Below are 25,934 nucleotides of genomic sequence, written 5' to 3' on the forward strand. Positions count from 1 at the left end.
GCCCCGCCCCGGCGACCTCACCCTCGGCTGGATCCGCGACCAGGTCCTCTCGGTCCTGGACCTCGGCACCCGCCTCCCCGCCCACGAGGCCGCCTACTTCGCCGACCGTCTCCTGGTCCACCTCACCAGCTGCGACGCCCGCCGCGAGGGGCAGTGGGAGAAGGTCGCCTGGTGGGACTTCATCCGCGCCGAGGAGATGAGCGCGGAGTACCAGACGCTCCTCGGCATCGGCCAGACCCGCAACCTCGTCGCCACGCGCGCGGAGGTCGCCTCGACCCGGACCGTCGGCCGCGTCATCATCGAGGCCCTGCTGCTGTGGGGCCTGCTCGGCCGGGGCATGGACGGCGACGCCGACATCGACCGCGTCCTCAACGCCCCCACCAGCGAGGCCTGGATCGACCCCTGGGAGGCCCACCTGCGCTCCCTCGGCGTCGAGTTCGTCCTCGGCACCCGGGTCCGCGAGGTCCGCTACGACGCCGGCCGGGTGACCGGCGTCCACGTCTCGGCCCGCGAAGGCGGCGACGAACGTACCGTCACCGCCGACCACTACGTCTGCGCGCTCCCGGTCGAGCACGCACGCCTGACGTGGGGCCCGGCCCTGCGCGCGGCCGACCCGCAGCTCGCCCGCTGCGACGCGCTCCAGGCGGACTGGATGACCGGCGTGATGTTCTATCTGCGCACGCCCACCCCCGTCGTGCACGGGCACGTCAACTGCCTCGACTCACCGTGGTCGGTGACCGCCGTCGGCCAGGCCCAGTTCTGGAACGGCCGGGACTTCCCCCGCGACTACGGCGACGGACGGGCCCGGGACTGCCTCTCCGCGATCATCTCGGAGTGGGACAAGCCGGGCATCCTGTACGGCAAGACGGCCAAGGAGTGCACCAAGGAGGAGGTCGTCGCCGAACTCTGGGCCCAGCTGAAGGACGGCCTGAACGACGCCGGCAAGACCACGCTGCGGGACGAGGACCGCCTCGGCTGGTTCATGGACCCGGCGGTGACGGGCCTGGGCGGCCCCGATCCGCAGAACCGCGAGCAGCTCCTCATCCACCCCACGGGCACCCTCTACAACCGCCCCACGGCCCGCACGAAGGTCCCGAACTTCTTCCTCGCGGGCGACTACGTCCGTACCGACGTGGACCTGGCGACGATGGAGGGCGCCAACGAGTCGGCTCGCCTGGCGGTCAACGCACTCCTGGACGCGGACAATTCGGACACCGAGCGCTGTGAGATCCGGGAGCTGTACCGGCCCCCGGAGCTGGAGCCGCTGAAACGGGTCGACGAGGTGCGCTACAAGCTGGGCCTGCCCAACACCTTCGACCTCGGCTGAGCCGCGAAGGCCCCCGAACGGGACGTAAGGGCCGCTGCCCCCGAGCGGCTGCGGCCCTTACGGTGATCCCTGCGACTCAGAGGACGCGCACCGCGCCCGACGCCGGGTAGCCGGACAGGTCCTGGATGACGACGCCCTTGGAGGGGTTGGCCGCGTCCAGGTACTGGCCGTTACCGATGTAGACGCCCACGTGGTACGCCGAGCCCTTGCCGCCCCAGTACAGGATGTCGCCGACCTGGATCTGCGACAGCGGGATGTCGGTGCCGGCCATCGACTGGTCCTGCGAGACCCGCGGCAGGTCGACGCCGACCTGCTTGAACGCGGCCTGGACCAGGCTGGAGCAGTCCCACGCGTTGGGGCCGGTGGCGCCCATGACGTACGCGTCGCCCACCTGTGCCTGGAGGAAGGCGATGACCGTCCCGACGCTGCCACTGGCGGGAGCGGCCACGCTGGTGCTCGCGGAAGCGGACAGGGTGGTGCGCTCGGCGCTGCGCGAGGCGGCGGCCTCGGCGGCGGCCCGGCGGGCCTCCTCGGCCTTCTTCTTCGCCTCGGCCTTCTTCTTGGCCTCCGCGAGGTCCTTCTTGGCTTCCTTGGCGGCCGCGGCGGCGGCCGCGTCACGCTGGGCGTCGAGCTCGTAGTTCGCCGCCGCCAACTGGGTGGCGTCGGCGGACTGGGCGATCTGGTCCGCCAGGTCACCCGTCAGGGTGGGCAGTTCGATGGTCTGCGTCACCGGCTCGGCGGCGTTCGCCGTGGCCGACGCACCAGCCGCTGCCATGCTGAGGACGCCACCGGCAACTCCGGCACGCATCGCGATGGATGTCGACGCGTTGCGGCGGGGCTTCCGGTGGCTACGTATGTGAGCGGTGTGGGACATGAGAACAACCGGTATCAGGGGCTCCTCCATACCTACAAGAAACGTGTGCTGCGCCACAGTTGCTCAATCACCGCCCCAAATTCCGGGCGGGCCGCCCTTTATTGACGCCGTAACGGACATTGCGGACGCGCCGTAACCCGCCCGTGATCACGAGCTTTCATCATTAAGTCCGAATTGCCCACCGCTTACCACTTGTTGGGACCGGTGGCCAAGCCCGGTTCTCGCGGCCCTCTCGTCATGTGGCAGAGGTCACGCAACGGTTACGGCCTCGTGCGCGTCCTGTGTCCGAATCCCGCCCGCCGACGCTCGTGAACGCGTGCACGCGTCCACACCCGCTCCGCGGCTCCCTCTGAAGTGTGAACGCGCTCCACTATCAAGACGCCCCGTCCAACACCAATTTGCATGCAAGGGAAGTCTCTTGATATTGAGACGCCCCCTCCGAGCTGCGACGACGAGCGAAAATGTCACCTTTGGTGATCACTCGGACGCTTCTCGTGCGAAGATCACCGCCCATCCGGCTTCATGATCCTTCGTCAGGTGGTGGAGATCACAAAGCTTGTGTAATACCCCGTGTCGCAGATCACAGAGCGGCGGGCATAAGATGCGAGGCAGTTGGGCTTGTGACCTGCTTCACATGTTCTCGATCTTCGCCGGGACGAGCGGGGCTCGTGGGATCGGTGAGGCGGCTGTGAGCCCAGTGCAACCGCCAGCAGTCAGTGCCGACTGAGAGGAGCGAGGAGCGGTGAACGCGTATGCGCCCATCCTCGTACTGGGAGCCCTCGGGGCAGGCTTTGCGATCTTCTCCGTGGTCATGGCCACGCTGATCGGTCCGAAGCGGTACAACCGGGCCAAGCTCGAGGCCTATGAGTGCGGCATCGAGCCGACCCCCACGCCGGCCGGAGGCGGGCGCTTCCCGATCAAGTACTACCTGACGGCGATGCTCTTCATCATCTTCGATATCGAGATCGTCTTCCTCTACCCCTGGGCCGTCACCTTCGACTCCCTGGGGATTTTCGGGCTCGTGGAGATGCTGCTCTTCGTGCTCACCGTCTTCGTCGCGTACGCGTACGTATGGCGGCGCGGCGGCCTGGAATGGGACTGAGGGGCCTTTAACTCATGGGACTCGAAGAAAAGCTGCCGAGCGGATTCCTGCTGACCACCGTCGAGCAGGCCGCGGGCTGGGTACGCAAGGCGTCCGTCTTCCCGGCCACCTTCGGCCTCGCGTGCTGCGCCATCGAGATGATGACGACCGGCGCCGGCCGCTACGACCTGGCGCGCTTCGGCATGGAGGTCTTCCGCGGCTCGCCGCGCCAGGCCGACCTGATGATCGTCGCCGGCCGGGTCAGCCAGAAGATGGCGCCGGTGCTCCGGCAGGTCTACGACCAGATGCCGAACCCCAAGTGGGTGATCTCCATGGGGGTCTGCGCCTCCTCGGGCGGCATGTTCAACAACTACGCGATCGTGCAGGGCGTCGACCACATCGTCCCGGTCGACATCTATCTGCCGGGCTGCCCGCCGCGGCCCGAGATGCTGATGGACGCCATTCTCAAGCTCCACCAGAAGATCCAGTCCTCCAAGCTCGGCGTGAACGCCGAGGAAGCGGCCCGCGAGGCGGAGGAAGCGGCGCTCAAGGCCCTGCCCACGATCGAGATGAAGGGGCTGCTGCGGTGAGCGACGCGAACGGCACCAACGGAGCGAACGGGGCGAACGGGTCCAACGGGGTCAACCCCGAGAAGGACCTCTCCGCCTCCAACCTCCCCGGCCAGCGCGGCCAGGGAGGAGAGGAGATCCGCGTCCAGCGCGGCATGTTCGGCGCCAACAACGGCGGCGACACCTCCGGCTACGGCGGGCTCGTCCGCTCGGTCCGGCTCCCGGGCCCGGCGAGCCGCCCCTACGGAGGCTGGTTCGACGAGGTCGCCGACGAACTCGAAGGCGCCCTGGAGGAACAGGGACTCCTCCCCGACAACGCCATCGAGAAGACGGTCGTCGACCGCGACGAGCTCACCTTCCACATCGAACGCGAGCACCTGCTCCGCGTCGCCCGCACCCTGCGCGACGACCCGGCCCTGCGCTTCGAACTGTGCACCGGCGTCAGCGGCGTCCACTACCTCAGCGACAAGGGCCGCGAGCTGCACGCCGTCTACCACCTGCGCTCGATCACCCACAACCGGCTGATCCGCCTCGAAGTCAGCGCCCCCGACAGCGACCCGCACATCCCGTCGCTCGTCTCCGTGTACCCGACCAACGACTGGCACGAGCGCGAGACGTACGACTTCTTCGGCATCGTCTTCGACGGTCACCCCGCCCTGACGCGGATCATGATGCCGGACGACTGGCAGGGCCACCCGCAGCGCAAGGACTACCCCCTCGGCGGCATCCCCGTCGAGTACAAGGGCGCCCAGATCCCGGCTCCGGACCAGCGGAGGTCGTACTCATGAGCACGCAGTCAGCATCCGCCCGTGAGACCACCGAGGGCACCGTATACACGGTCACCGGTGGCGACTGGGACGAGGTCGTCCAGGCCGCGGCCCGTGCCGACGACGAGCGCATCGTCCTCAACATGGGTCCGCAGCACCCCTCCACCCACGGAGTGCTCCGCCTGATCCTGGAGATCGACGGCGAAACGGTCACCGAGGCCCGCTGCGGCATCGGATACCTGCACACCGGCATCGAGAAGAACCTCGAGTACCGGACCTGGACGCAGGGCACCACGTTCGTGACGCGCATGGATTACCTGACGTCCTTCTTCAACGAGACCGCCTACTGTCTCGCCGTCGAGAAGCTCCTCGGCATCGAGGACGAGATCACCGAGCGCGCCAAGATCATCCGGGTGCTCCTGATGGAGCTGAACCGGCTCTCCTCCCACCTGGTGTGCATCGCCACCGGCGGCATGGAACTCGGCGCCACCACGATCATGATCTACGGATTCCGCGATCGTGAAATGATTCTCGACATCTACGAGCTCATCACGGGCCTCAGGATGAACCACGCGTACATCCGCCCCGGCGGACTCGCCCAGGACCTGCCGCCCGGCGCGGTGGACCAGATCCGCGAGTTCGTGAAGAAGATGAAGAAGAACCTCCCGGAGTACGACAAGCTCGCCACCGGGAACCCCATCTTCAAGGCCCGCATGCAGGACGTCGGCTATCTCGACCTGGCCGGCTGCATGGCCCTCGGCGCCACCGGCCCGATCCTGCGCTCCACCGGCCTCCCGCACGACCTGCGCAAGACGCAGCCGTACTGCGACTACGAGACCTATGACTTCGAGGTCCCGACCGCCGACACCTGCGACTCCTACGGGCGCTTCCTGATCCGTCTGGAGGAGATGCGCCAGTCGCTCGGGATCGTCGAGCAGTGCCTGGACCGGCTGCAGCCCGGCCCGGTCATGGTCGCCGACAAGAAGATCGCCTGGCCCGCCCAGCTCGCCCTGGGACCGGACGGACTCGGCAACTCCCTCGACCACATCAAGAAGATCATGGGCACCTCCATGGAGGCCCTGATCCACCACTTCAAGCTGGTCACCGAGGGCTTCCGGGTCCCGCCGGGGCAGGCGTACGCGGCCGTCGAGTCGCCCAAGGGCGAGCTCGGGGTGCATGCCGTCTCCGACGGCGGCACCCGCCCCTTCCGGGTCCACTTCCGCGACCCGTCCTTCACCAACCTTCAGGCCATGGCGGCGATGTGCGAGGGCGGCCAGGTCGCCGACGTCATCGTCGCCGTCGCGTCCATCGACCCCGTGATGGGAGGCGTCGACCGGTGACCACCTCTTCTTCGGAGCGGGGCGTCAGCCTGGGCATGCCCGAACTGCCCGCGCCCGCGTACCCGGACGACGTTCGGGAACGGCTGGAGCGCGACGCGCGCGAGGTCATCGCCCGCTACCCGGACTCCCGGTCGGCCCTCCTGCCGTTGCTGCACCTCGTGCAGTCGGAGGAGGGGCATGTCACGCGCACCGGGATGCAGTTCTGCGCGGACGTGCTCGGCCTGACCACGGCCGAGGTCACCGCGGTGGCCACCTTCTACACGATGTACCGGCGCAAGCCGAGCGGTGACTACCAGGTCGGCGTCTGCACCAACACCCTGTGCGCGGTGATGGGCGGCGACGCGATCTTCGAGGAGCTCCAGGAGCACCTGGGCGTCGGCAACGGCGAGACCACCGACGACGGCAAGGTCACCCTGGAGCACATCGAGTGCAACGCGGCCTGCGACTTCGCGCCGGTCGTGATGGTCAACTGGGAGTTCTTCGACAACCAGGACCCGGCCAGCGCCAAGCGCCTCGTCGACGACCTCCGGGCGGGACGGCCCGTCGAGCCGACGCGCGGGGCGCGGCTGTGCACCTTCAAGGACACCGCGCGGATCCTGGCCGGCTTCCCCGACGAGCGGCCCGGGGCCGTCGAGGAGAGCGGCAGTGCGGGACCGGCGTCGCTGGTGGGCCTCCGCCTGGCCAAGGGAGAGGTCGCACCCGCGCGCGTGGTCCATCCGCGGGACGGCGGCCCGCACGACGAGCCGCAGGGCAAGGCAGTGCACGACCCGTCGCCGGCTGAACACCTCAGCTCGCACGACGCGCCGCAGGAATCGTCCGCGTCCGACCCAGCCCACCCGGCAGGGCCTGTCGCCGAGGAGGGGGAGTGATGACGTTGGCACCAGAGCTGAAGGAAAACAGCCCCGAGAAGCTGCTCGCACCCGTGCTGTCGGCCTTCTGGGACGAGGACAGGTCCTGGACGCTGGACGTCTACCGAAGGCACGAGGGGTACGAGGGTCTGCGCAAGGCGCTCGCCATGTCGCCGGACGACCTGATCGCGTACGTCAAGGACTCCGGTCTGCGCGGGCGCGGTGGCGCGGGATTCCCGACGGGAATGAAATGGCAGTTCATTCCCCAGGGTGATGGAAAACCGCACTATCTAGTTGTCAACGCCGACGAATCGGAGCCCGGGACGTGCAAGGACATCCCGCTCCTCTTCGCGAACCCGCATAGCCTCATCGAGGGCATTGTCATCGCGTGTTATGCCATCAGGTCTTCGCATGCCTTCATCTATCTGCGTGGTGAAGTCGTCCCCGTATTGCGGCGGTTGCACGAGGCCGTGCGCGAGGCCTACGCGGCGGGCTACCTCGGCGAGAACATCCTGGGCAGCGGACTCGACCTCGAACTCACCGTGCACGCGGGCGCCGGCGCGTACATCTGCGGTGAGGAGACCGCACTGCTCGACTCGCTCGAAGGCCGCCGTGGTCAACCGCGGCTTCGTCCCCCCTTCCCTGCGGTGGCAGGTCTCTACGCCTGCCCGACTGTTGTGAACAACGTCGAGTCGATCGCGTCGGTTCCCGCGATTCTGCATCGGGGCAAAGAATGGTTCCGGTCGATGGGCAGTGAGAAGTCCCCGGGCTTCACGCTCTACTCGCTCAGCGGCCATGTCGCCAATCCCGGCCAGTACGAGGCCCCGCTCGGCATCACGCTCCGCCAGCTGCTGGAGATGAGCGGCGGAATGCGCCCCGGCCATCGCCTCAAGTTCTGGACGCCGGGCGGCTCCTCGACGCCGATGTTCACCGACGAGCACCTCGACGTCCCTCTGGACTACGAAGGAGTGGGCGCCGCGGGTTCCATGCTCGGAACCAAGGCTCTCCAGTGCTTCGACGAGACGACCTGTGTCGTGCGCGCCGTCACCCGCTGGACCGAGTTCTACGCCCACGAGTCCTGCGGCAAGTGCACGCCCTGCCGCGAAGGCACGTACTGGCTCGTGCAGTTGCTGCGCGACATCGAGGCCGGCAAGGGCGTGATGAGTGACCTCGACAAGCTGAACGACATCGCCGACAACATCAACGGCAAGTCCTTCTGCGCCCTCGGCGACGGCGCCGCCTCGCCGATCTTCTCCTCGCTGAAGTACTTCCGCGAGGAGTACGAGCGGCACATCACGGGCCGTGGCTGCCCCTTCGACCCGGCCAAGTCGACGGCCTGGGCCGATCACCGCACGGAGGTGAACGCATGACCGTGACCACCAATGCTCCCTCGGGAGGGGGAGAGGCGGCGGTCCCGCCGGAAGATCTCGTGACGCTGACGATCGACGGCGTCGAGATCAGTGTGCCGAAGGGCACCCTGGTCATCCGGGCCGCCGAGCAGCTCGGCATCGAGATCCCCCGCTTCTGCGACCACCCCCTTCTCGACCCGGCCGGCGCCTGCCGCCAGTGCATCGTCGAGGTCGAGGGCCAGCGCAAGCCGATGGCGTCCTGCACGATCACCTGCACGGACGGCATGGTCGTCAAGACGCACCTCACCTCGCCGGTCGCGGAGAAGGCCCAGAAGGGTGTGATGGAGCTCCTGCTCATCAACCACCCGCTGGACTGCCCGGTCTGCGACAAGGGCGGTGAGTGCCCGCTGCAGAACCAGGCCATGTCGCACGGCCAGTCCGACTCCCGCTTCGAGGGCAAGAAGCGGACGTACGAGAAGCCCGTACCGATCTCCACACAGGTGCTGCTCGACCGCGAGCGGTGCGTGCTGTGCGCCCGCTGCACCCGGTTCTCCAACCAGGTCGCGGGCGACCCGATGATCGAGCTGGTCGAGCGCGGCGCGCTCCAGCAGGTCGGCACCGGTGAGGGCGACCCGTTCGAGTCGTACTTCTCCGGGAACACCATCCAGATCTGCCCGGTCGGCGCGCTGACCTCGGCGGCGTACCGGTTCCGCTCCCGCCCCTTCGACCTGATCTCGTCGCCGTCCGTCTGCGAGCACTGCTCCGGAGGCTGTGCCACGCGCACCGACCACCGGCGCGGCAAGGTCATGCGGCGCCTCGCGGCGGACGACCCCGAGGTCAACGAGGAGTGGATCTGCGACAAGGGGCGGTTCGGCTTCCGGTACGCGCAGCAGCGCGACCGGCTCCAGACCCCACTGGTGCGCAACGCCGAGGGCGACCTCGAACCGGCCTCCTGGCCCGAGGCGCTCCAGATCGCCGCCCAGGGTCTGCTCGCCTCACGCGGCCGCACCGGTGTCCTGACCGGTGGCCGGCTCACCATCGAGGACGCCTACGCGTACAGCAAGTTCGCGCGCGTGGCGCTCGACACCAACGACATCGACTTCCGCGCGCGCGTGCACAGCGGCGAGGAGGCCGACTTCCTCGCCGCGCGGGTCGCCGGTCACGGCCGCGACCTCGACGGTACGGGCGTCACGTACGCCGCCGTCGAGAAGGCGCCGGCCGTCCTGCTCGCCGGGTTCGAGTCCGAGGAGGAGGCGCCCGGCATCTTCCTGCGGCTGCGCAAGGCCTGGCGCAGGCACGGCCAGAAGGTGTTCTCGCTGGCCACGCACTCCACGCGCGGTCTGGAGAAGGCGGGCGGCACGCTGCTGCCGGCCGCTCCCGGCACCGAGACCGAGTGGCTGGACGCACTCGCCGGCGGGGTCGGCCTGGACGAGGCCGGAGCGCAGGCGTCCGAGGCGCTGCGCACCGAGGGCGCGGTGATCGTCGTCGGCGAGCGGCTGGCCGCCGTGGCGGGCGGCCTCACCGCCGCCGTAAGGGCCGCGACCGCGACCGGCGCCGAGCTGGTCTGGATCCCGCGCCGGGCCGGGGAGCGTGGCGCCGTCGAGGCGGGCGCGCTGCCGTCGCTGCTGCCCGGAGGACGTCCCGCAACCGACCCGCGCGCGCGTGAGGAGGTCGCCGCCGTCTGGGGCCTGGCCGATCTCCCGCACCGCTACGGCCGCGACACCGGCCAGATCGTGGAGGCCGCCGCCACCGGCGAACTCCAGGCGCTGCTGGTCGCGGGCGTCGAGGTCGCCGACCTGCCCGACCCGGCACGCGCGCGTGCCGCGCTCGCCGAGGTCGGCTTCGTGGTCTCGCTGGAGCTGCGGCCCGGCGAGGTGACCGAACTCGCCGACGTCGTACTGCCGGTCGCCGCGGTCGCCGAGAAGGCCGGCACCTTCCTCAACTGGGAAGGCCGGGTGCGCTTCTTCGAGGCCGCGCTCAAGCCCGACCAGATGACCCGCCGTCTGGCCCCGACCGACGCGCGCGTGCTCCAGATGCTGGCCGACGCCATGGACGTCCACCTGGGCCTGCCGGATCTGCGCACCACGCGCGCGGAGATCGACCGGCTCGGATCCTGGGACGGGCCGCGGGCCGCCGACCCCCTGGAGACCGCGGTCCAGTTGCCGCGGCCGGCCGCCGGTGAGGCCGTGCTGGCAGGGCACCGGCTGCTGCTCGACCAGGGCCTCCTCCAGCAGGGCGACGAGGCGCTCGCCGGCACCCGGCACGCCGCACATGCGCGCGTGTCGGCCGCCACGGCCGCCGAGGCCGGGGTGAAGAACGGCGACGTGCTCGCCGTGAGCGGCCCAGCCGGAGTCGTCGAACTGCCGCTTCAGATCACGGAGATGCCCGACCGGGTGGTGTGGCTCCCGCTGAACTCCGTGGGCGGCGGCGTCGCCTCCGACACCGGGGCGCTGCCCGGCTCACTCGTCCGCATCGGCCCGGCGACCCTCGCGTCCGAGGCCCCCGAGGAGGTGGAGGCATGAGCCCTTTCCTCGCCGCTGAAGACCTCTCGATGTTCGGCCGCGACCCCTGGTGGCTGGTCGTCATCAAGGCGGTGTTCTGCTTCGCCTTCCTGATGGTGACCGTGCTGTTCTCCATCGTCTGGGAGCGCAAGGTCGTCGCCTGGATGCAGCTGCGCATCGGCCCCAACCGGCACGGCCCCTGGGGCATGCTCCAGTCGCTCGCCGACGGCATCAAGCTGATGCTGAAGGAAGACGTCATCGTCAAACGCGCGGACAAGGTCGTCTACGTCCTCGCGCCGATCGTCGCGGCCATCCCGGCCTTCATGGCCATCGCGGTGATCCCCTTCGGCCCGGCCGGCAACGAGATCTCGATCTTCGGCCAGCGCACCACGATGCAGCTCACCGACCTGCCGATCGCGATGCTCTACATCCTCGCGGTCGCCTCGGTCGGCATCTACGGCATCGTGCTCGCGGGTTGGAGTTCCGGATCGACGTATCCGCTGCTCGGTGGCCTGCGCTCCTGCGCTCAGATGATCTCCTACGAGATCGCCATGGGCGCCGCGTTCGCCTCGGTGTTCCTCTACTCCGGTTCGATGTCGACCTCGGCGATCGTCGAGGCGCAGCAGGACCGCTGGTACATCGTGCTGCTGCCGGTGTCCTTCCTGATCTACATCGTGACGATGGTCGGCGAGACCAACCGCGCCCCGTTCGACATGCCGGAGTCCGAGGGCGACCTGGTCGGCGGCTTCAACACCGAGTACTCGTCGATCAAGTTCGCGATGTTCATGCTCGCCGAGTACGTGAACATGGTGACGGTCTCGGCCGTGTCCGTGACGCTCTTCCTGGGCGGCTGGCGGGCGCCGTATCCGATCAGTGCCTTCTGGGAGGGCGCGAACCACGGCTGGTGGCCGCTGCTCTGGTTCGTGGTCAAGGTCCAGCTGCTGCTGTTCTTCTTCATCTGGCTGCGCGGCACGCTGCCTCGCGTCCGCTACGACCAGCTGATGAAGCTGGGCTGGAAGGTCCTCATCCCGGTCTCCGTCGTCTGGCTGATGCTCGTCGCGACCGTGCGGACCCTCCGGAACGAGAACTACGACTTCGCCGACATCGTGCTCTACGTCGCCGGCGGCGTCATCGCGTTGCTGCTCCTCTCCTTCATCGCGGACATGTTCCGCGAGCGGGCGAAGGCGGCCGCGCAGCCCGCCGAGGAGCCCGCCTTCGACGCGATGGCGGGCGGATTCCCCGTGCCGCCCCTGCCCGGACAGGAGCTTCCGCCGGTGCCCCGGCGCCGCCCGCGCCGTGAGCGGGAGCTGATTGTCAGTGGTGGCCCCGATACTCAGAGTGACGGATCTCTGGATGGAAAGGAGGCGTCCGATGGCTGAGGAGCCCAAGGAGACCAAGCCCGGTTTCCAGAACCCCGTGGCCGGCTTCGGCGTGACCTTCAAGGCCATGTTCAAGAAGCGGCTGACCGAGCAGTACCCGGAGCAGCAGAAGACCACCGCTCCGCGTTTCCACGGACGGCACCAGCTCAACCGCCATCCGGACGGCCTGGAGAAGTGCGTCGGCTGCGAGCTGTGCGCCTGGGCCTGCCCCGCCGACGCCATCTACGTGGAGGGCGCCGACAACACCGACGAGGAGCGCTACTCGCCGGGCGAGCGGTACGGCCGCGTCTACCAGATCAACTACGCCCGCTGCATCCTGTGCGGCCTGTGCATCGAGGCGTGCCCCACGCGCGCGCTCACGATGACCAACGAGTTCGAGCTCGCCGACTCCAGCCGCGCCAACCTCATCTACACCAAGGAGCAGCTGCTCGCCGGTCTGGAGGAAGGCATGGTCGACAGTCCCCACGCCATCTACCCGGGGACCGACGAGCAGGACTACTACCGGGGGCTGGTGACCGAGGCCGCGCCGGGCACCGAGCGCCAGGTGGCCTTCTCCAAGGGCGAGGTCCCGCAGGAGGCCGCCACCACCTTCGGCGAGGACGAACCGGCGTCCGAGAAGGTGATCGGCCGATGACCGAGCAGCTCGCCGCCTACTCCACCTCCACCGGAGAGGCCGTCCAGTTCTGGATCCTCGGCACCGTCGCCGTGATCGGCGCCCTGTGCACCGTCTTCATGAAGAAGGCCGTGCACAGCGCGCTCTGTCTGGCCGGGACCATGATCGTACTGGCGGTCTTCTATCTCGCCAACGGCGCCTACTTCCTGGGCATCGTGCAGATCGTCGTCTACACCGGCGCGATCATGATGCTGTTCCTGTTCGTGGTGATGCTGGTCGGCGTCACGGCCGCGGACTCCCTGAAGGAGACCATCAAGGGCCAGCGCTGGCTGGCCCTTCTGTGTGGCCTCGGCTTCGGCATCCTGCTGGTCGGCGGCATCGGCAACGCCTCGATCACGGAGTTCAACGGCCTCGCCCAGGCGAACGCGAACGGCAATGTGGAGGGCCTCGCGGCGCTCATCTTGACCAAGTACGTCTTCGCCTTCGAGATCACCGGCGCCCTGCTGATCACGGCCGCCGTCGGCGCCATGGTGCTCACCCACCGCGAGCGCACCGAGCGCGCCAAGACCCAGCGCGAGCTGTCCGAGCAGCGCATCCGCGAAGGCAAGCACGTCCCGCCGCTGCCCGCGCCCGGCGTGTACGCACGGCACAACGCGGTCGACATCGCGGGCCTGCTGCCCGACGGCACCCCGTCCGACCTCACGGTCAGCAAGACGCTGCGCGAGCGCGGCCAGATCCGTGACGTGTCCACCGAGGCGCTGAACGACCTGCGGGCTTTGGAGCAGCGCGCGGAGGAACGGCTGGAGCGCACCGCGATCGAGCCGTCGACCTTCAAGCGGCCCGAGGAGGCGTCCAAGTGAACCCGGTCAACTACCTCTATCTCGCCGCCCTGTTGTTCACGATCGGCGCCACCGGCGTGCTGATCAGGCGCAACGCGATCGTCGTCTTCATGTGCATCGAGCTCATGCTCAACGCCTGCAACCTCACGCTCGTCGCCTTCTCCCGGATGCACGGCAATCTCGACGGCCAGATCATCGCCTTCTTCACGATGGTCGTCGCCGCCGCCGAGGTCGTCGTCGGGCTCGCGATCATCGTGTCGCTGTTCCGTTCCCGCCACTCGGCCTCGGTCGACGACGCCAGCCTGATGAAGCTCTAAGGGGTCGGAAGAATCGTGGAGAACCTGATTGCGCTGCTGGTCGCGGCGCCATTGCTCGGAGCGGCCGTACTGCTGTGCGGAGGCCGGCGCCTCGACCGCGTCGGCCACTGGATCGGCACCGCCCTCGCCGCCGTCTCCTTCGTCTTCGGCGTCGTCCTCTTCGCCGACCTGCTCGGCAAGGACGCGGAACACCGGACCCTGACGAGCCATCTGTTCAGCTGGATCCCGGTCGAGGGCTTCCAGGCGGACATCGCCTTCCGCCTGGACCAGCTGTCGATGACGTTCGTGCTGCTGATCACCGGCGTCGGCTCGCTGATCCATCTGTACTCGGTCGGGTACATGGAGCACGACGAGCGGCGCCGCCGCTTCTTCGGCTATCTGAACCTGTTCCTCGCGGCGATGCTGCTGCTCGTCCTCGCCGACAACTACCTGCTTCTGTACGTCGGCTGGGAGGGCGTCGGTCTCGCCTCCTACCTGCTGATCGGCTTCTGGCAGCACAAGCCCAGCGCCGCCACGGCCGCGAAGAAGGCCTTCCTGGTCAACCGCGTCGGCGACATGGGTCTGTCGATCGCGATCATGATGATGTTCCTCTGGTTCGGCACCTTCGCCTTCGGGCCGGTGCTCGGCGGGGAGGGGGAGCCCGGCCTGGTCGGTGACGCGAGCGAGGGCAGGCTCACCGCCATCGGCCTGATGCTGCTGCTCGCCGCCTGCGGCAAGTCCGCCCAGGTGCCGCTGCAGTCCTGGCTCGGGGACGCGATGGAGGGCCCGACCCCGGTCTCGGCCCTCATCCACGCCGCGACCATGGTGACCGCGGGCGTCTACCTGATCGTCCGCTCCGGCGCCATCTTCAACGCCGCGCCCGACGCGCAGCTGGTCGTCACCATCGTCGGCGCCGTCACGCTCCTCTTCGGTGCGATCGTCGGTTGCGCGAAGGACGACATCAAGAAGGCGCTGGCCGGCTCGACCATGTCGCAGATCGGCTACATGGTCCTAGCCGCCGGCCTCGGCCCCATCGGCTACGTCTTCGCGATCATGCACCTGGTGACGCACGGCTTCTTCAAGGCCGGGCTTTTCCTCGGCGCCGGTTCGGTCATGCACGGCATGAACGACGAGGTGGACATGCGCAAGTACGGCGGTCTGCGCAAGTACATGCCGGTCACCTTCGTCACCTTCGGCCTCGGCTATCTCGCCATCATCGGCTTCCCGGGCCTGTCCGGCTTCTTCTCCAAGGACAAGATCATCGAGGCGGCGTTCGCCAAGGGCGGCACCGAGGGCTGGATCCTCGGCGCCTGTGCGCTGCTGGGCGCGGCCATCACGGCGTACTACATGACGCGCGTGATGCTGATGACGTTCTTCGGAGAGGAACGCTGGCGTCACACCAAGACGGCGTCACCCGCCGAGCCCGGCGTGGAGCCCGCCGCCGAGACACGCGGCGAGCACGCCGAGCCGCACCCGCACGAGTCTCCCAAGGTCATGACGATCCCCATGATCGTGCTGGCCGTCGGATCGGTGGCCGGCGGTGCGTTCTTCAGCATCGGCGACCGCTTCGTGCACTGGCTGGAGCCCATCACCGGGCACTCCCACGGCAACCCGCCGATCGGCGCGGCGGCGGTCACCAGCGCGACCGTGGCGTGCATGATCATCGGCGTCGCCGTCGCCTACGCCCAGTACGGCCGCCGCCCGGTCCCCGTCGTCGCCCCGCGCGGGTCGCTGCTCACCCGGGCCGCCCGGCGCGACCTGCTCCAGGACGACTTCAACCACGTCGTCCTCGTACGCGGCGGCGAGCACCTCACGCGCTCCCTGGTGTACGTCGACCACACCCTGGTCGACGGTGTCGTCAACGGCACGGCGGCCTCGGTCGGCGGTCTGTCCGGACGGATGCGCAGGCTTCAGAACGGCTTCGCGCGGTCGTACGCGGTCTCGATGTTCGGCGGTGTGGCGATCCTCATCGCCGCGACCCTGCTGATGAGGGCGGTCTGATACCGATGTCCTTTCCTCTGCTGACAGCTACGGCGGCGCTCCCGGCGATCGGGGCGGTCGCCACGGCCGCCGTACCGGCCGCCCGGCGCACCGCCGCCAAGTGGCTGGCGCTGCTCGTCTCGCTCGCCACACTCGCCCTCGCGATCACCGTCCTGGTCCGCTTCGACCCGGACGGCGACCGCTACCAGCTCACCGAGTCCCACGCCTGGATCGCCGACTTCGGCGTCCGCTACGAACTCGGTGTGGACGGCATCGCGGTGGCGCTGATCGCGCTGACGGCGCTGCTGATCCCGTTCATCATCCTCGCGGGCTGGCACGACGCCGACCCGCTGGAGACCGGCAGCAGCCGTTGGCGGCCGACCCAGGGCTTCTTCGCCCTGATCCTGGCCGTCGAGGCGATGGTGATCCTCTCCTTCGAGGCCACTGACGTCTTCCTCTTCTACATCTTCTTCGAAGCCATGCTGATCCCGATGTACTTCCTCATCGGCGGCTTCGGCGACCGTGCCCACGAGCACGGCGAGAAGGTGGCGTCGACCCAACGGTCGTACGCGGCGGTGAAGTTCCTGCTCTACAACCTGGTCGGCGGTCTGATCATGCTGGCCGCGGTGATCGGCCTCTATGTGGTCGCCGGGAACTTCAGTCTCCAGGAGATCGCCGAGGCCCGCGCCAACGGCACGCTCGACATGGCCACTAACACCGAACGCTGGCTGTTCCTCGGCTTCTTCTTCGCCTTCGCCGTGAAGGCCCCGCTGTGGCCGCTGCACACCTGGCTGCCCAACGCGATGGGGGAGGCCACCGCTCCGGTCGCCGTCCTCATCACGGCGGTCGTCGACAAGGTGGGCACCTTCGCGATGCTCCGCTTCTGCCTCCAGCTCTTCCCGGAGGCCAGCAAGTGGGCGACACCCGCCATCCTCGTCCTGGCGCTGGTCAGCATCGTCTACGGGGCGCTGCTCGCGGTCGGCCAGCGGGACATGAAGCGTCTGATCGCGTACGCGTCGATCTCGCACTTCGGCTTCATCATCATGGGCATCTTCGCGATGACCAGCCAGGGCCAGTCGGGCGCGACGCTCTACATGGTCAACCACGGCATCTCGACGGCCGCGTTGATGCTGGTGGCCGGCTTCCTGATCTCCCGGCGCGGCTCGCGGCTCATCGCCGACTACGGCGGAGTGCAGAAGGTCGCCCCGGTGCTCGCCGGCACCTTCCTGATCGGCGGTCTCGCGACGCTGTCGCTGCCCGGCCTCGCACCGTTCGTGAGTGAGTTCCTGGTCCTGGTCGGCACGTTCACGCGCTATCCGGTGATCGGCATCATCGCCACGTTCGGCATCGTGCTCGCCGCGCTCTACACCCTCGTCCTCTACCAGCGGACGATGACGGGCCCGGTGAAGCCGGAGGTCTCGGCGATGCCCGACCTCAGGGTGCGTGAGCTCGTGGTCGTCGCCCCGCTGGTCGCACTGCTGATCTTCCTGGGCGTCTATCCGAAGCCCGTCACGGACATCGTCAACCCGGCGGTCAAGCAGACCATGTCCGACGTACAGAAGAAGGACCCCCAGCCCGAGGTGGAGGCGGCCAAGTGAGCGCATCAGCCGTCCACAGCCTGTGGACAATCGCGGCCGACCCGATCCCGAAGATCGGCGCGCCCAAGATCGAGTACGGACAGCTCTCGCCCACCCTGATCATCGTCGGCGCGGCGGTCGTCGGGGTGCTGATCGAGGCGGTCGTACCGCGCAAGGCGCGTTACTACGCGCAGGTGTTCGTCTCCGTCGTGGCGCTCGTCGCGGCCTTCGCCGCGGTCGTGGCGCTCGCGGCCGGCGGATACGCCACGACCAAGGCGGGCATCGCCGCGATGGGCGCCATCGCCGTCGACGGACCGGCCCTCTTCCTCCAGGGCACGATCCTGCTGGCCGCCCTGGTCGGCCTGTTCACCTTCGCCGAGCGACGGCTCGACCCGGCGGCGCACGGCAACCGGGTCGACTCCTTCGCCGCGCAGGCCGCGTCCGTGCCCGGCAGCGACAGCGAGAAGGCCGCGGTGAAGGCCGGGTTCACCACCACCGAGGTGTTCCCGCTGCTGCTGTTCGCGGTCGCCGGCATGCTGGTCTTCCCGGCGGCCAACGATCTGCTGACGCTGTTCATCGCCCTGGAAGTCCTCTCGCTCCCGCTGTACCTGATGTGCGCGCTGGCCCGCCGCAAGCGGCTGATGTCGCAGGAGGCCGCGGTCAAGTACTTCCTGCTCGGCGCCTTCGCCTCCGCGTTCACGCTGTTCGGCATCGCACTGCTGTACGGCTACGCGGGCTCCGTGTCGTACGCGACGATCGCGCAGGTCGTCGACGGTACGGTCCCGGAGGTCACCCCGGCGCTCGCGGACACGATGGGCAACGACGCGCTGCTGCTGGTCGGCGCCGCGATGATCGTGATGGGGCTGCTGTTCAAGGTGGGCGCGGTGCCGTTCCACATGTGGACGCCGGACGTCTACCAGGGCGCTCCGACGCCCGTGACCGGATTCATGGCGGCGGCGACGAAGGTGGCGGCGTTCGGTGCGCTGCTGCGGATTCTGTACGTCGTGCTGCCGGGGCTGCGCTGGGACTGGCGGCCGGTCATGTGGGGCGTGGTGATCGTCACCATGCTGGGCGGTGCGATCGTCGCGATCACGCAGACCGACATCAAGCGTCTGCTGGCGTACTCGTCGATCGCGCACGCCGGGTTCATCCTCGCGGGTGTCATCGCGACCACGCCGGACGGGGTGTCGTCCGTCCTCTTCTACCTGGCCGCGTACTCGTTCGTGACGATCGGTGCGTTCGCCGTGGTGACGCTGGTGCGGGACGCCGGCGGCGAGGCCACGCACCTGTCCAACTGGGCGGGGCTGGGCCGCCGTTCGCCGCTGGTCGCTGCCGTGTTCGCGGTGTTCCTGCTTGCCTTCGCCGGTATCCCGCTGACCTCCGGCTTCGCCGGGAAGTTCGCCGTGTTCAAGGCGGCGGCGGAGGGCGGGGCGGCCCCGCTGGTCGTGGTCGGTGTGATCTCGTCGGCCATCGCGGCGTTCTTCTACATCCGCGTCATCGTGCTGATGTTCTTCAGCGAGCCGCGGCCCGAGGGGCCCACGGTCGCCGTTCCGTCGCCGCTGACCATGACGGCAATCGGGGTCGGGGTGGCGGTGACGCTGGTACTGGGTGTCGCGCCGCAGTACTTCCTGGACCTGGCGAGCACGGCAGGGGTGTTCGTGCGCTGACGCGTCGCCCGCCTGGTACGGCCCGCTCGTACCGCCTCTTCGCACCGCAGCGGCCCGGCTTCCCTCGGGGGATGCCGGGCCGCTGTGCTGTGGACAGGGGACTGCCGCTCGCGGTCACTCAAGGCTTCCGGCCGATCACGAACGGGTGAGGGGTGAGCCTGTGGATAACTCCGGTGCTGTCGGTGGCGGCCCCTATCGTGGAGGCAGTGGTCGAGGGACGACGTACGGGGGACACGACGATGGGTGCGACGGGCGGGATCAGCGAGATGCCAAGGGTGACCGAGGTGGCACAGGCCGGCGACAGCGAGGCGCTGGCCGCACTGCACCGGGTCTTCGGGTACGAGTCCTTCCGCGGCGAGCAGGCAGCCGTCATCGAGCATGTGGTGGCCGGCGGCGACGCCGTCGTGCTCATGCCGACCGGCGGCGGAAAGTCGCTCTGCTACCAGATCCCGTCCCTGGTCAGACCGGGTACCGGCATCGTCGTCTCACCGCTCATCGCGCTGATGCAGGACCAGGTGGACGCGCTGCGGGCGCTCGGCGTGCGCGCCGGGTTCGTCAACTCCACACAGGACTTCGACGAGCGGCGTGTGGTGGAGGCGGAGTTCCTGGCGGGAGAGCTGGACCTGCTGTACCTCGCCCCGGAGCGGCTGCGGCTCGACTCGACGCTGGACCTGCTGTCACGCGGCAAGATCGCGGTGTTCGCGATCGACGAGGCGCACTGCGTGTCCCAGTGGGGCCACGACTTCCGCCCCGACTACCTGGCGCTCTCGCTGCTCGGCGAGCGCTGGCCGGACGTGCCCCGGATCGCGCTCACGGCGACTGCCACGCATGCCACGCACCAGGAGATCACCCAGCGGCTGAACATGCCGACGGCCCGGCACTTCGTGGCGAGCTTCGACCGGCCCAACATCCAGTACCGGATCGTGCCGAAGGCGGACCCGAAGAAACAGCTGCTGAGCTTCCTGCGCGAGGAGCACGCGGGCGAGGCGGGCATCGTGTACTGCCTGTCCCGCAAGTCCGTGGAGGCGACCGCCGAGTTCCTCAGTCGCAACGGCATCGAGGCGGTGCCCTACCACGCGGGCCTGGACGCGGGCACGCGCGCGGCGCACCAGTCGCGGTTCCTGCGGGAGGAGGGCCTGGTCGTGGTGGCGACCATCGCCTTCGGGATGGGCATCGACAAGCCGGACGTGCGGTTCGTCGCCCATCTCGATCTGCCCAAGTCGGTCGAGGGCTACTACCAGGAGACCGGCCGCGCCGGCCGTGACGGCCTGCCCTCCACGGCCTGGATGGCCTACGGCCTCAACGACGTCATACAGCAGCGCAAACTGATCCAGTCGGGCGAGGGCGACGAGGCCTTCCGGCGCCGTGCCGCCTCGCACCTGGACGCGATGCTGGCGCTGTGCGAGACGGCCCAGTGCCGGCGCGGTCAGCTGCTCGCCTACTTCGGCCAGGACCCCGACGCGGCGGGCTGCGGCAACTGCGACACCTGCCTGACGCCGCCGGAGACCTGGGACGGCACGATCGCGGCGCAGAAGGTGCTGTCGACGGTGGTGCGGTTGCAGCGCGAGCGGGGGCAGAAGTTCGGGGCGCTGCAGATCGTCGACATCCTGCTGGGCAAGCGCACCGGCAAGGTGATCCAGTTCGATCACGACCAGCTCTCGGTGTTCGGCATCGGCGAGGAGCTGAACGAGGGCGAATGGCGGGGCGTCATCCGGCAGTTGCTGGCGCAGGGACTGCTCGCGGTCGAAGGAGAGTACGGCACGCTCGTGCTGACCGAGGCCAGTGGCACGGTGCTGCGGCGGGAGCGGGAGGTGCCGCTGCGCAAGGAGCCGAAGAAGCCGGTTGCCTCGCGGTCGGCGTCGGGATCCGGTTCCGGTGGGTCCGGGCGCGGAGAGCGCAAGGCCAAGGCGGCGGTCGCCGAGTTGCCCGAGGAACTGGTGCCGGCCTTCGAGGCGCTGCGGTCCTGGCGGGCGGAGCAGGCTCGGGAGCAGGGGGTTCCGGCGTATGTGATCTTCCATGACGCGACACTGCGGGAGATCGTGACGGTGTGGCCCGCGTCCGTGCGGGAGCTCGGGGGCGTCGGCGGGGTCGGCGAGAAGAAGCTGGCCACGTATGGGGAGGGCGTGCTGCAGGTGCTGGCCTCGCTGCGTGGCGACTCCGACGCCGGCGCGGTGGGCGACGCGGTCCCCGTGGCCGATCACGGGGCGGACGACTGGCCCGAGATGGAGCCGGAGCCCGAGCCGGAGGACTGGGCCTAGCGAGGGAGGGCGGCGGCCCCGCGCGCGACGGTCACGCCAACGCCGTCAGCCCGGGCGCGAAGGCGATCAGAAGCGGCAGCAAGGGCACCAGCGCGGCCAGCGTGGTGGTCAACGCCCGGTGGTGGCGGTCCAGGCGCGGAGGTGGCTGCAGGAGGCGGTCGACGCGTTCACCCAGGAGGCGGTGGGTGGAGGCGCAGGACAGGACGCCTCGGTGCTGGTTGAGCTCGATCAGGGCCAGGGCCGTCGTCAGGTGACCGCAGCGGCGGGACGCGGTGTCGTCGGCGGCAAGTTCGACCAGACGGTGGGTCTGGTCGCAGAAGTGGGCGAACAACGGGATGCGGGGGAATCCGGTGGCGAGCGCGGTCGAGAGGTGCAGGAGCCAGTCGTGGCGGGCGCGGGCGTGGCCGCGCTCGTGGGTGAGGACGGCGTCGAGCTGGTGGTCGGTGAGGCGGTGCAGGGCGCCGGTGGTGACGATCAGCTGGGCCGGGCTGCCGGGCATCCACCAGGCGTCCGGGTACTCGTCCTCCAGGACCAGGAGCGGGCCGCGCGCGGCGGGCAGGCCGGCCGGCAGGTCGGGGGCGCGTTCGCGCAGGTGGGCCCTGGCCTGGCCGCGGCGCCGGCGGGCCTCGGCGAGTTCGCGGCCCAGCATCGCCGTCGTCCAGGCGGCGCCGCAGGCCAGGAGCAGGGTCAGCACGGCGGCCCAGGCCGGCGCGGACGAGAGGTCGTACGCCGCGGTCACCGCGGGCGGCGCGGGGGCGAAGAGCTGCGCGCGCACGGTGCCGAAGACGGCCGCGGCGCCCAGCGCCAGGGCCGTCAGACAGCACAGCAGCACAGTGGCGACCAGGCACTGCCACACCCAGAGCGCGACCACGGGTTCCCGTTCGGGCCATGCGGCACGGGTCAACGCTCGCGGAACGGGCACGGCTGCTGTCAGAGCGACGGTGCTCAACAGGAGCAGGCAGAAGGTCATGCCGGAGGCTCCGGATCCTGGTCAGGGGAGGTGCGCGGGCGGACATGCGGGGCGGTGGACGAGGAACACGCCACCGTCAGCCAGTATGACGGTGACGGCCGCCGGAGTCAGCGGTGAAGAGTCGCCGAACTCGCCTCGAGCCACCGGCCGTGCGCGGCCCCGCGCTCCCTGCTCTCACCTCAACTGCCCGCCACCACCTGCCCGGTGACCTCTCCGAGCCCCACCCGGACGCCACCAGGGCCCGGCGCCCAGGCGGACAGGGTGACCACGTCACCGTCCTCAAGGAACGTGCGCTTGCCGTCGGGGAGTTCGAGGGGGTCCCGGCCGTTCCAGGTCAACTCCAGCAGGGAGCCGCGCTCGCGCTCCGTCGGGCCGCTCACCGTGCCCGAGCCGTACAGGTCACCGGTGCGCAGGGAGGCACCGTTCACGGTCATGTGGGCGAGTTGCTGGGCGGCCGTCCAGTACATGGTGGAGAAGGGCGGTTCGGAGACGACGTGGCCGTTGACGGCCACCGAGATGCGCAGGTCGTAGCCGCCGGGTTCGGCTTCGGCGGCGGAGTCGTCGAGGTACGGCAGCAGGGGGTGCGTCCGCTCAGGCGCGGCCACCCTGGCTTCCTCCAGCGCGTCCAGCGGGGTGATCCACGCCGACACCGACGTGGCGAAGGACTTGCCGAGGAACGGGCCGAGGGGGACGTACTCCCAGGCCTGGACGTCGCGTGCGGACCAGTCGTTGAGGAGGCAGAGGCCGAAGACGTGCTCGCGGAAGTCGCCCAGTGCCACGGGCCGGCCCATCTCCGACGGCGTTCCGACCACGAAGCCGACCTCGGCCTCGATGTCCAGGCGGACCGACGGGCCGAAGACCGGCGCCGGGTCGGTGGGGGCCTTGCGCTGGCCGGAAGGGCGTACGACATCCGTGCCGGACACGACGATCGTGCCCGAGCGGCCGTGGTAACCGATCGGGAGGTGCTTCCAGTTGGGGGTGAGGGAGTCGGCGGCGTCGGGGCGGAAGATCTGGCCGACGTTACGGGCGTGGTTCTCGGAGGCGTAGAAGTCGACGTAGTCCGCGACCTCGAAGGGGAGGTGCAGGGTCACCGAGGACAGCGGGTGCAGCAGATCGGCGATGGCCTCCTGGTGCGCCGGCACCGTCACCCACGCCGTCAGCGCGCGGCGCACGTCGGACCAGGTGGTGCGGCCGGCGGCGAGCAGCGGGTTCAGGGAGTCCTGGGCGAGCAGCGGGGCGTACGGCGAGCCGAGCGCGTAGGCCGCCCTGCCCGCGTCGAGGACGTGGTCGCCGAGTCGGACGCCGACCCGGCGTGCGGAGTCCGAGCCGGGGAGGGAGAAGACGCCGTACGGAAGGTTGTGCGTGCCGAAGGGGTCGCCCTCGGGGAGATCGAAGGGGGGCATGGGGTGCTGCCTCACTCTCTTACGCTCCGTGCCATGTGGTCGGGCCACACGTTACGGGTGAGGTGCCGGTCTTGGGCAGTACGGAACTCGCGTCGCCGAGGCCGGCGAACCCCCAGGTCGCGGCGCACGGGCGAGGTCCACGCGCCCCCTCGGTGGGACGACGGCGGGGACGCGGGACCACGGGGGAGTGAAATCGCAACAAGTGGAAGGAAGTTGTGCACACGGAAACAGAATCCGAACCGGAACAGGTGTCAACACATGTGAACACAGCAGCCGTCCGGTTCACGTCGAGTCGATGGGGCTTCCTGTCCGTATTCTCTGATCATGGCCCCACCCATCGCATATTCACTCATCGCCACTGACCTGGACGGGACGCTGCTCCGAGGCGACGACACGCTCTCCGACCGTTCCCTCGACGCGCTCGCGCAGGTCGCGGCGGCCGGTGCCCAGCACCTCGTCGTGACGGGGCGGCCGGCGCCCAGAGTGCGGCCGCTCCTCGACGTCCTGGGCAGCAGGGGGCTCGCGGTGTGCGGACAGGGCGCGCAGTTGTACGACGCCGGCGCGGACCGTCTGTTGTGGTCCATCATCCTGGACCGGGAGCTGGCGGAGACCGCGCTCGGCAAGATCGAGGCCGAGGTCGGGGAGGTGTACGCGGCCGTCGACCAGGACGGCGTCGACGGGCTCACGCTCATCGAACCCGGGTACCTGATGCCGCACCCCACCCTGCCCGCCGTACGCGTGCAGCACCGGGACGACCTGTGGTGCGAGCCGATCAGCAAGGTGTTGCTGCGCCATCCCACCCTGTCGGACGACGAGTTGGCGGCGACGGCGCGGTCGGTCGTCGGTTCACTCGCGACGGTCACCATGTCCGGGCCCGGGACCGTCGAACTCCAGCCATGCGGCATCACCAAGGCGACCGGTCTCGCGCTCGCCGCCGAGCATCTCGGCCTGGGCGCGCACGAGACCATCGCCTTCGGGGACATGCCCAACGACATCCCCATGTTCGACTGGGCGGCGCGCGGGGTGGCGATGGCCAACGCCCACCCCGAACTCAAGGCGGTCGCCGACGAGGTCACCCTCTCGAACGAGGACGACGGCATCGCCGTCGTCCTCGAGAGACTGTTCGCGGGCGCGCCGGCCCCGTTTCGGGTCTAGTAGGGCCCGTTCACGTTGTCGATCGAGCCGTAGCGCGCGGCCGCGTAGTTGCACGCGGCCGTGATGTTCGCGACCGGGTCGAAGGGGTCGTAGACGGTCCCCGGCACGTGGTACGCCGCGAAGGTGGGGTCGATGACCTGGAGGAGGCCCTTGGACGGCGTGCCCGCGGCGGCGTTGGAGTCCCAGTTGTTGATGGCCTGGGGGTTGCCGGACGACTCGCGCATGATGTTGCGGTGAATGCCGTCGTATGACCCGGGGATTCCGTTCTGTCCCATGATGTCCAGGGCATTACGGATCCAGCCGTCGAGGTTGTCCGGGTATGTCTTCACCGAGGACTGGGTGGCCTGGGCGACGGCGGACTTCTTGGCGGGTGCGGCGGCCTTGTCGGCGGTCGTGCTCGGCGCGGCGGCCTTCTTCGTCGCACGGACCTTCAGGTCGACGCCCGGGTGGATCAGGCGGGGGTTGTCGCCGATGGTCTCGCGGTTGTCCTTGTAGAGCTGCTTCCAGCCACCCTGGGCGTCGTACCGGTCCGCGATGCCGTAGAGCGAATCGCCCTTTTTCGTGGTGTACGTAATGGTCTTGGCCTGCGTGGCGGTGGGGGCCTGGGCGGGCTGGGCGGCACTCGAGGTGGTCGCGCTCAGCAGCGGGAGTGCGAGGGCGGCGGTGCCGGTGCCTGCGATGGCGACGCGGCGGGTGAGCGGGTTGGTGCGGGGGCGGCGGTGCTTGCCTCGGGGCATGGCGCTGTTCCTCTCCGGCGCCTGCGAGGTGAGCTGTCGGGTTCGGACGGGAGATGCCCGGCCGCGCCGTTGAGCGGTGGCGCGACTTCACCCCGAGCCGGGTCCGTGCGCCATCAAGGCGTCGGATCCGGCGACTTACCTGGGTCCCCCGCTCCTGCCGTGCGTGTGTGAGTTCCGTGGGTGGGTGACTCGGGCGGCGGCAGGATTCGGCGTCCGCCCGACGAGCGGGAACGTATGCGAGAGCACATGCCCGAAACAAGTGCCATGGTCACCCGTCATGCCGGTTGACCATGGTCTGGAGTCTATGGGGCGCTTGATCCTTTGCGGTTGCCAAGCCTCAACTTGCGTGTGGGGCAAGGAGGGACGAGGGGGTGCCGGGCCTGTCTCTTATACACATCGACGCT

General features: G+C 69.4%; 21 protein-coding genes and 1 riboswitch. Of the genes, 17 read left to right on the plus strand and 4 right to left on the minus strand.

Annotation, left to right across the window (positions count from 1 at the left end):
- A partial coding sequence (locus L0P92_RS24910; protein WP_234765220.1) for a hydroxysqualene dehydroxylase occupies positions 1 to 1,327 on the plus strand: 1,327 nt, incomplete at its 5' end.
- Between the two features lie 76 nt (positions 1,328 to 1,403).
- On the opposite strand, the gene L0P92_RS24915 is transcribed toward L0P92_RS24910, so the two are convergent.
- The gene (locus tag L0P92_RS24915; RefSeq protein ID WP_234765221.1) at positions 1,404 to 2,231 is read right to left on the minus strand and encodes a C40 family peptidase; all 828 of its coding nucleotides are present in this window, start codon (positions 2,229 to 2,231) and stop codon (positions 1,404 to 1,406) included.
- Between the two features lie 712 nt (positions 2,232 to 2,943).
- On the opposite strand from L0P92_RS24915, the gene L0P92_RS24920 reads away from it, so the two are divergent.
- The 15 genes from L0P92_RS24920 (at position 2,944) to recQ (ending at position 21,265) form a co-directional block, all read left to right on the plus strand.
- Positions 2,944 to 3,303 carry an NADH-quinone oxidoreductase subunit A gene (locus L0P92_RS24920; RefSeq protein ID WP_030950624.1) on the plus strand — a complete coding sequence of 120 codons (360 nt, stop codon included), beginning with the start codon at positions 2,944 to 2,946 and terminating at the stop codon, positions 3,301 to 3,303.
- Positions 3,304 to 3,317: 14 nt separating this feature from the next.
- Positions 3,318 to 3,872, plus strand: a complete 555-nt coding sequence (locus tag L0P92_RS24925) for a NuoB/complex I 20 kDa subunit family protein (protein WP_007383964.1) — start codon at positions 3,318 to 3,320, stop codon at positions 3,870 to 3,872.
- Positions 3,869 to 4,639, plus strand: a complete 771-nt coding sequence (locus L0P92_RS24930) for an NADH-quinone oxidoreductase subunit C (RefSeq protein ID WP_234765222.1) — start codon at positions 3,869 to 3,871, stop codon at positions 4,637 to 4,639. The genes L0P92_RS24925 and L0P92_RS24930 overlap by 4 nt, the downstream gene beginning before the upstream one ends.
- The gene (locus L0P92_RS24935) at positions 4,636 to 5,958 is read left to right on the plus strand and encodes an NADH-quinone oxidoreductase subunit D (RefSeq protein WP_234765223.1); all 1,323 of its coding nucleotides are present in this window, start codon (positions 4,636 to 4,638) and stop codon (positions 5,956 to 5,958) included. Before L0P92_RS24930 ends, L0P92_RS24935 begins: the two co-directional genes overlap by 4 nt.
- Complete coding sequence (nuoE, locus tag L0P92_RS24940; protein ID WP_234765224.1) at positions 5,955 to 6,827, plus strand: NADH-quinone oxidoreductase subunit NuoE; 873 nt, start codon at positions 5,955 to 5,957, stop codon at positions 6,825 to 6,827. The genes L0P92_RS24935 and nuoE overlap by 4 nt, the downstream gene beginning before the upstream one ends.
- A complete protein-coding gene (gene nuoF / locus L0P92_RS24945) occupies positions 6,827 to 8,176 on the plus strand; it encodes an NADH-quinone oxidoreductase subunit NuoF (protein ID WP_237696030.1) in 1,350 nt (449 codons plus the stop codon). The genes nuoE and nuoF overlap by 1 nt, the downstream gene beginning before the upstream one ends.
- Complete coding sequence (locus L0P92_RS24950; protein WP_234765226.1) at positions 8,173 to 10,677, plus strand: NADH-quinone oxidoreductase subunit G; 2,505 nt, start codon at positions 8,173 to 8,175, stop codon at positions 10,675 to 10,677. Before nuoF ends, L0P92_RS24950 begins: the two co-directional genes overlap by 4 nt.
- Complete coding sequence (nuoH, locus tag L0P92_RS24955) at positions 10,674 to 12,035, plus strand: NADH-quinone oxidoreductase subunit NuoH (protein WP_234765227.1); 1,362 nt, start codon at positions 10,674 to 10,676, stop codon at positions 12,033 to 12,035. The genes L0P92_RS24950 and nuoH overlap by 4 nt, the downstream gene beginning before the upstream one ends.
- Positions 12,028 to 12,669 carry an NADH-quinone oxidoreductase subunit NuoI gene (gene nuoI / locus L0P92_RS24960; RefSeq protein ID WP_234765228.1) on the plus strand — a complete coding sequence of 214 codons (642 nt, stop codon included), beginning with the start codon at positions 12,028 to 12,030 and terminating at the stop codon, positions 12,667 to 12,669. Before nuoH ends, nuoI begins: the two co-directional genes overlap by 8 nt.
- Positions 12,666 to 13,508 carry an NADH-quinone oxidoreductase subunit J gene (locus L0P92_RS24965; protein WP_234765229.1) on the plus strand — a complete coding sequence of 281 codons (843 nt, stop codon included), beginning with the start codon at positions 12,666 to 12,668 and terminating at the stop codon, positions 13,506 to 13,508. Before nuoI ends, L0P92_RS24965 begins: the two co-directional genes overlap by 4 nt.
- Entirely contained in the window at positions 13,505 to 13,804 is a 300-nt protein-coding gene (gene nuoK / locus L0P92_RS24970; RefSeq protein WP_003998919.1) for an NADH-quinone oxidoreductase subunit NuoK, read from the plus strand. Before L0P92_RS24965 ends, nuoK begins: the two co-directional genes overlap by 4 nt.
- Positions 13,805 to 13,819: 15 nt before the next feature.
- Positions 13,820 to 15,784 carry an NADH-quinone oxidoreductase subunit L gene (nuoL, locus tag L0P92_RS24975; RefSeq protein ID WP_234765230.1) on the plus strand — a complete coding sequence of 655 codons (1,965 nt, stop codon included), beginning with the start codon at positions 13,820 to 13,822 and terminating at the stop codon, positions 15,782 to 15,784.
- A 5-nt stretch (positions 15,785 to 15,789) separates the two neighbouring features.
- The gene (locus tag L0P92_RS24980) at positions 15,790 to 17,361 is read left to right on the plus strand and encodes an NADH-quinone oxidoreductase subunit M (protein ID WP_234765231.1); all 1,572 of its coding nucleotides are present in this window, start codon (positions 15,790 to 15,792) and stop codon (positions 17,359 to 17,361) included.
- Entirely contained in the window at positions 17,358 to 19,007 is a 1,650-nt protein-coding gene (gene nuoN, locus L0P92_RS24985) for an NADH-quinone oxidoreductase subunit NuoN (protein WP_234765232.1), read from the plus strand. The genes L0P92_RS24980 and nuoN overlap by 4 nt, the downstream gene beginning before the upstream one ends.
- 239 nt (positions 19,008 to 19,246) lie before the next feature.
- Positions 19,247 to 21,265 (plus strand): DNA helicase RecQ, encoded by a 2,019-nt coding sequence (gene recQ, locus L0P92_RS24990; protein ID WP_234765237.1) that lies wholly within the window; start codon positions 19,247 to 19,249, stop codon positions 21,263 to 21,265.
- A gap of 31 nt (positions 21,266 to 21,296) precedes the next feature.
- On the opposite strand, the gene L0P92_RS24995 is transcribed toward recQ, so the two are convergent.
- Together L0P92_RS24995 and fahA are read right to left on the minus strand one after the other, a co-directional pair.
- Positions 21,297 to 22,235: a M56 family metallopeptidase gene (locus L0P92_RS24995; RefSeq protein ID WP_234765233.1), complete on the minus strand. Its 939-nt coding sequence runs from the start codon at positions 22,233 to 22,235 to the stop codon at positions 21,297 to 21,299.
- Positions 22,236 to 22,414: 179 nt separating this feature from the next.
- On the minus strand, positions 22,415 to 23,638 hold the full coding sequence (fahA, locus tag L0P92_RS25000) for a fumarylacetoacetase (RefSeq protein ID WP_234765234.1): 1,224 nt from the start codon (positions 23,636 to 23,638) through the stop codon (positions 22,415 to 22,417).
- Positions 23,639 to 23,962: 324 nt separating this feature from the next.
- On the opposite strand from fahA, the gene L0P92_RS25005 reads away from it, so the two are divergent.
- On the plus strand, positions 23,963 to 24,793 hold the full coding sequence (locus tag L0P92_RS25005) for an HAD family hydrolase (RefSeq protein ID WP_234765235.1): 831 nt from the start codon (positions 23,963 to 23,965) through the stop codon (positions 24,791 to 24,793).
- Here the strand turns inward: L0P92_RS25005 and L0P92_RS25010 are convergent.
- The gene (locus L0P92_RS25010; protein WP_234765236.1) at positions 24,790 to 25,530 is read right to left on the minus strand and encodes a transglycosylase SLT domain-containing protein; all 741 of its coding nucleotides are present in this window, start codon (positions 25,528 to 25,530) and stop codon (positions 24,790 to 24,792) included. The genes L0P92_RS25005 and L0P92_RS25010 overlap by 4 nt on opposite strands.
- Positions 25,531 to 25,535: 5 nt before the next feature.
- Positions 25,536 to 25,673, minus strand: a riboswitch (cyclic di-AMP (ydaO/yuaA leader).
- Between the last annotated feature and the right edge of the window lie 261 nt (positions 25,674 to 25,934).

Origin of the sequence: Streptomyces muensis (genome assembly GCF_021474425.1) — a bacterium.
Lineage (GTDB): Bacteria > Actinomycetota > Actinomycetes > Streptomycetales > Streptomycetaceae > Streptomyces > Streptomyces muensis.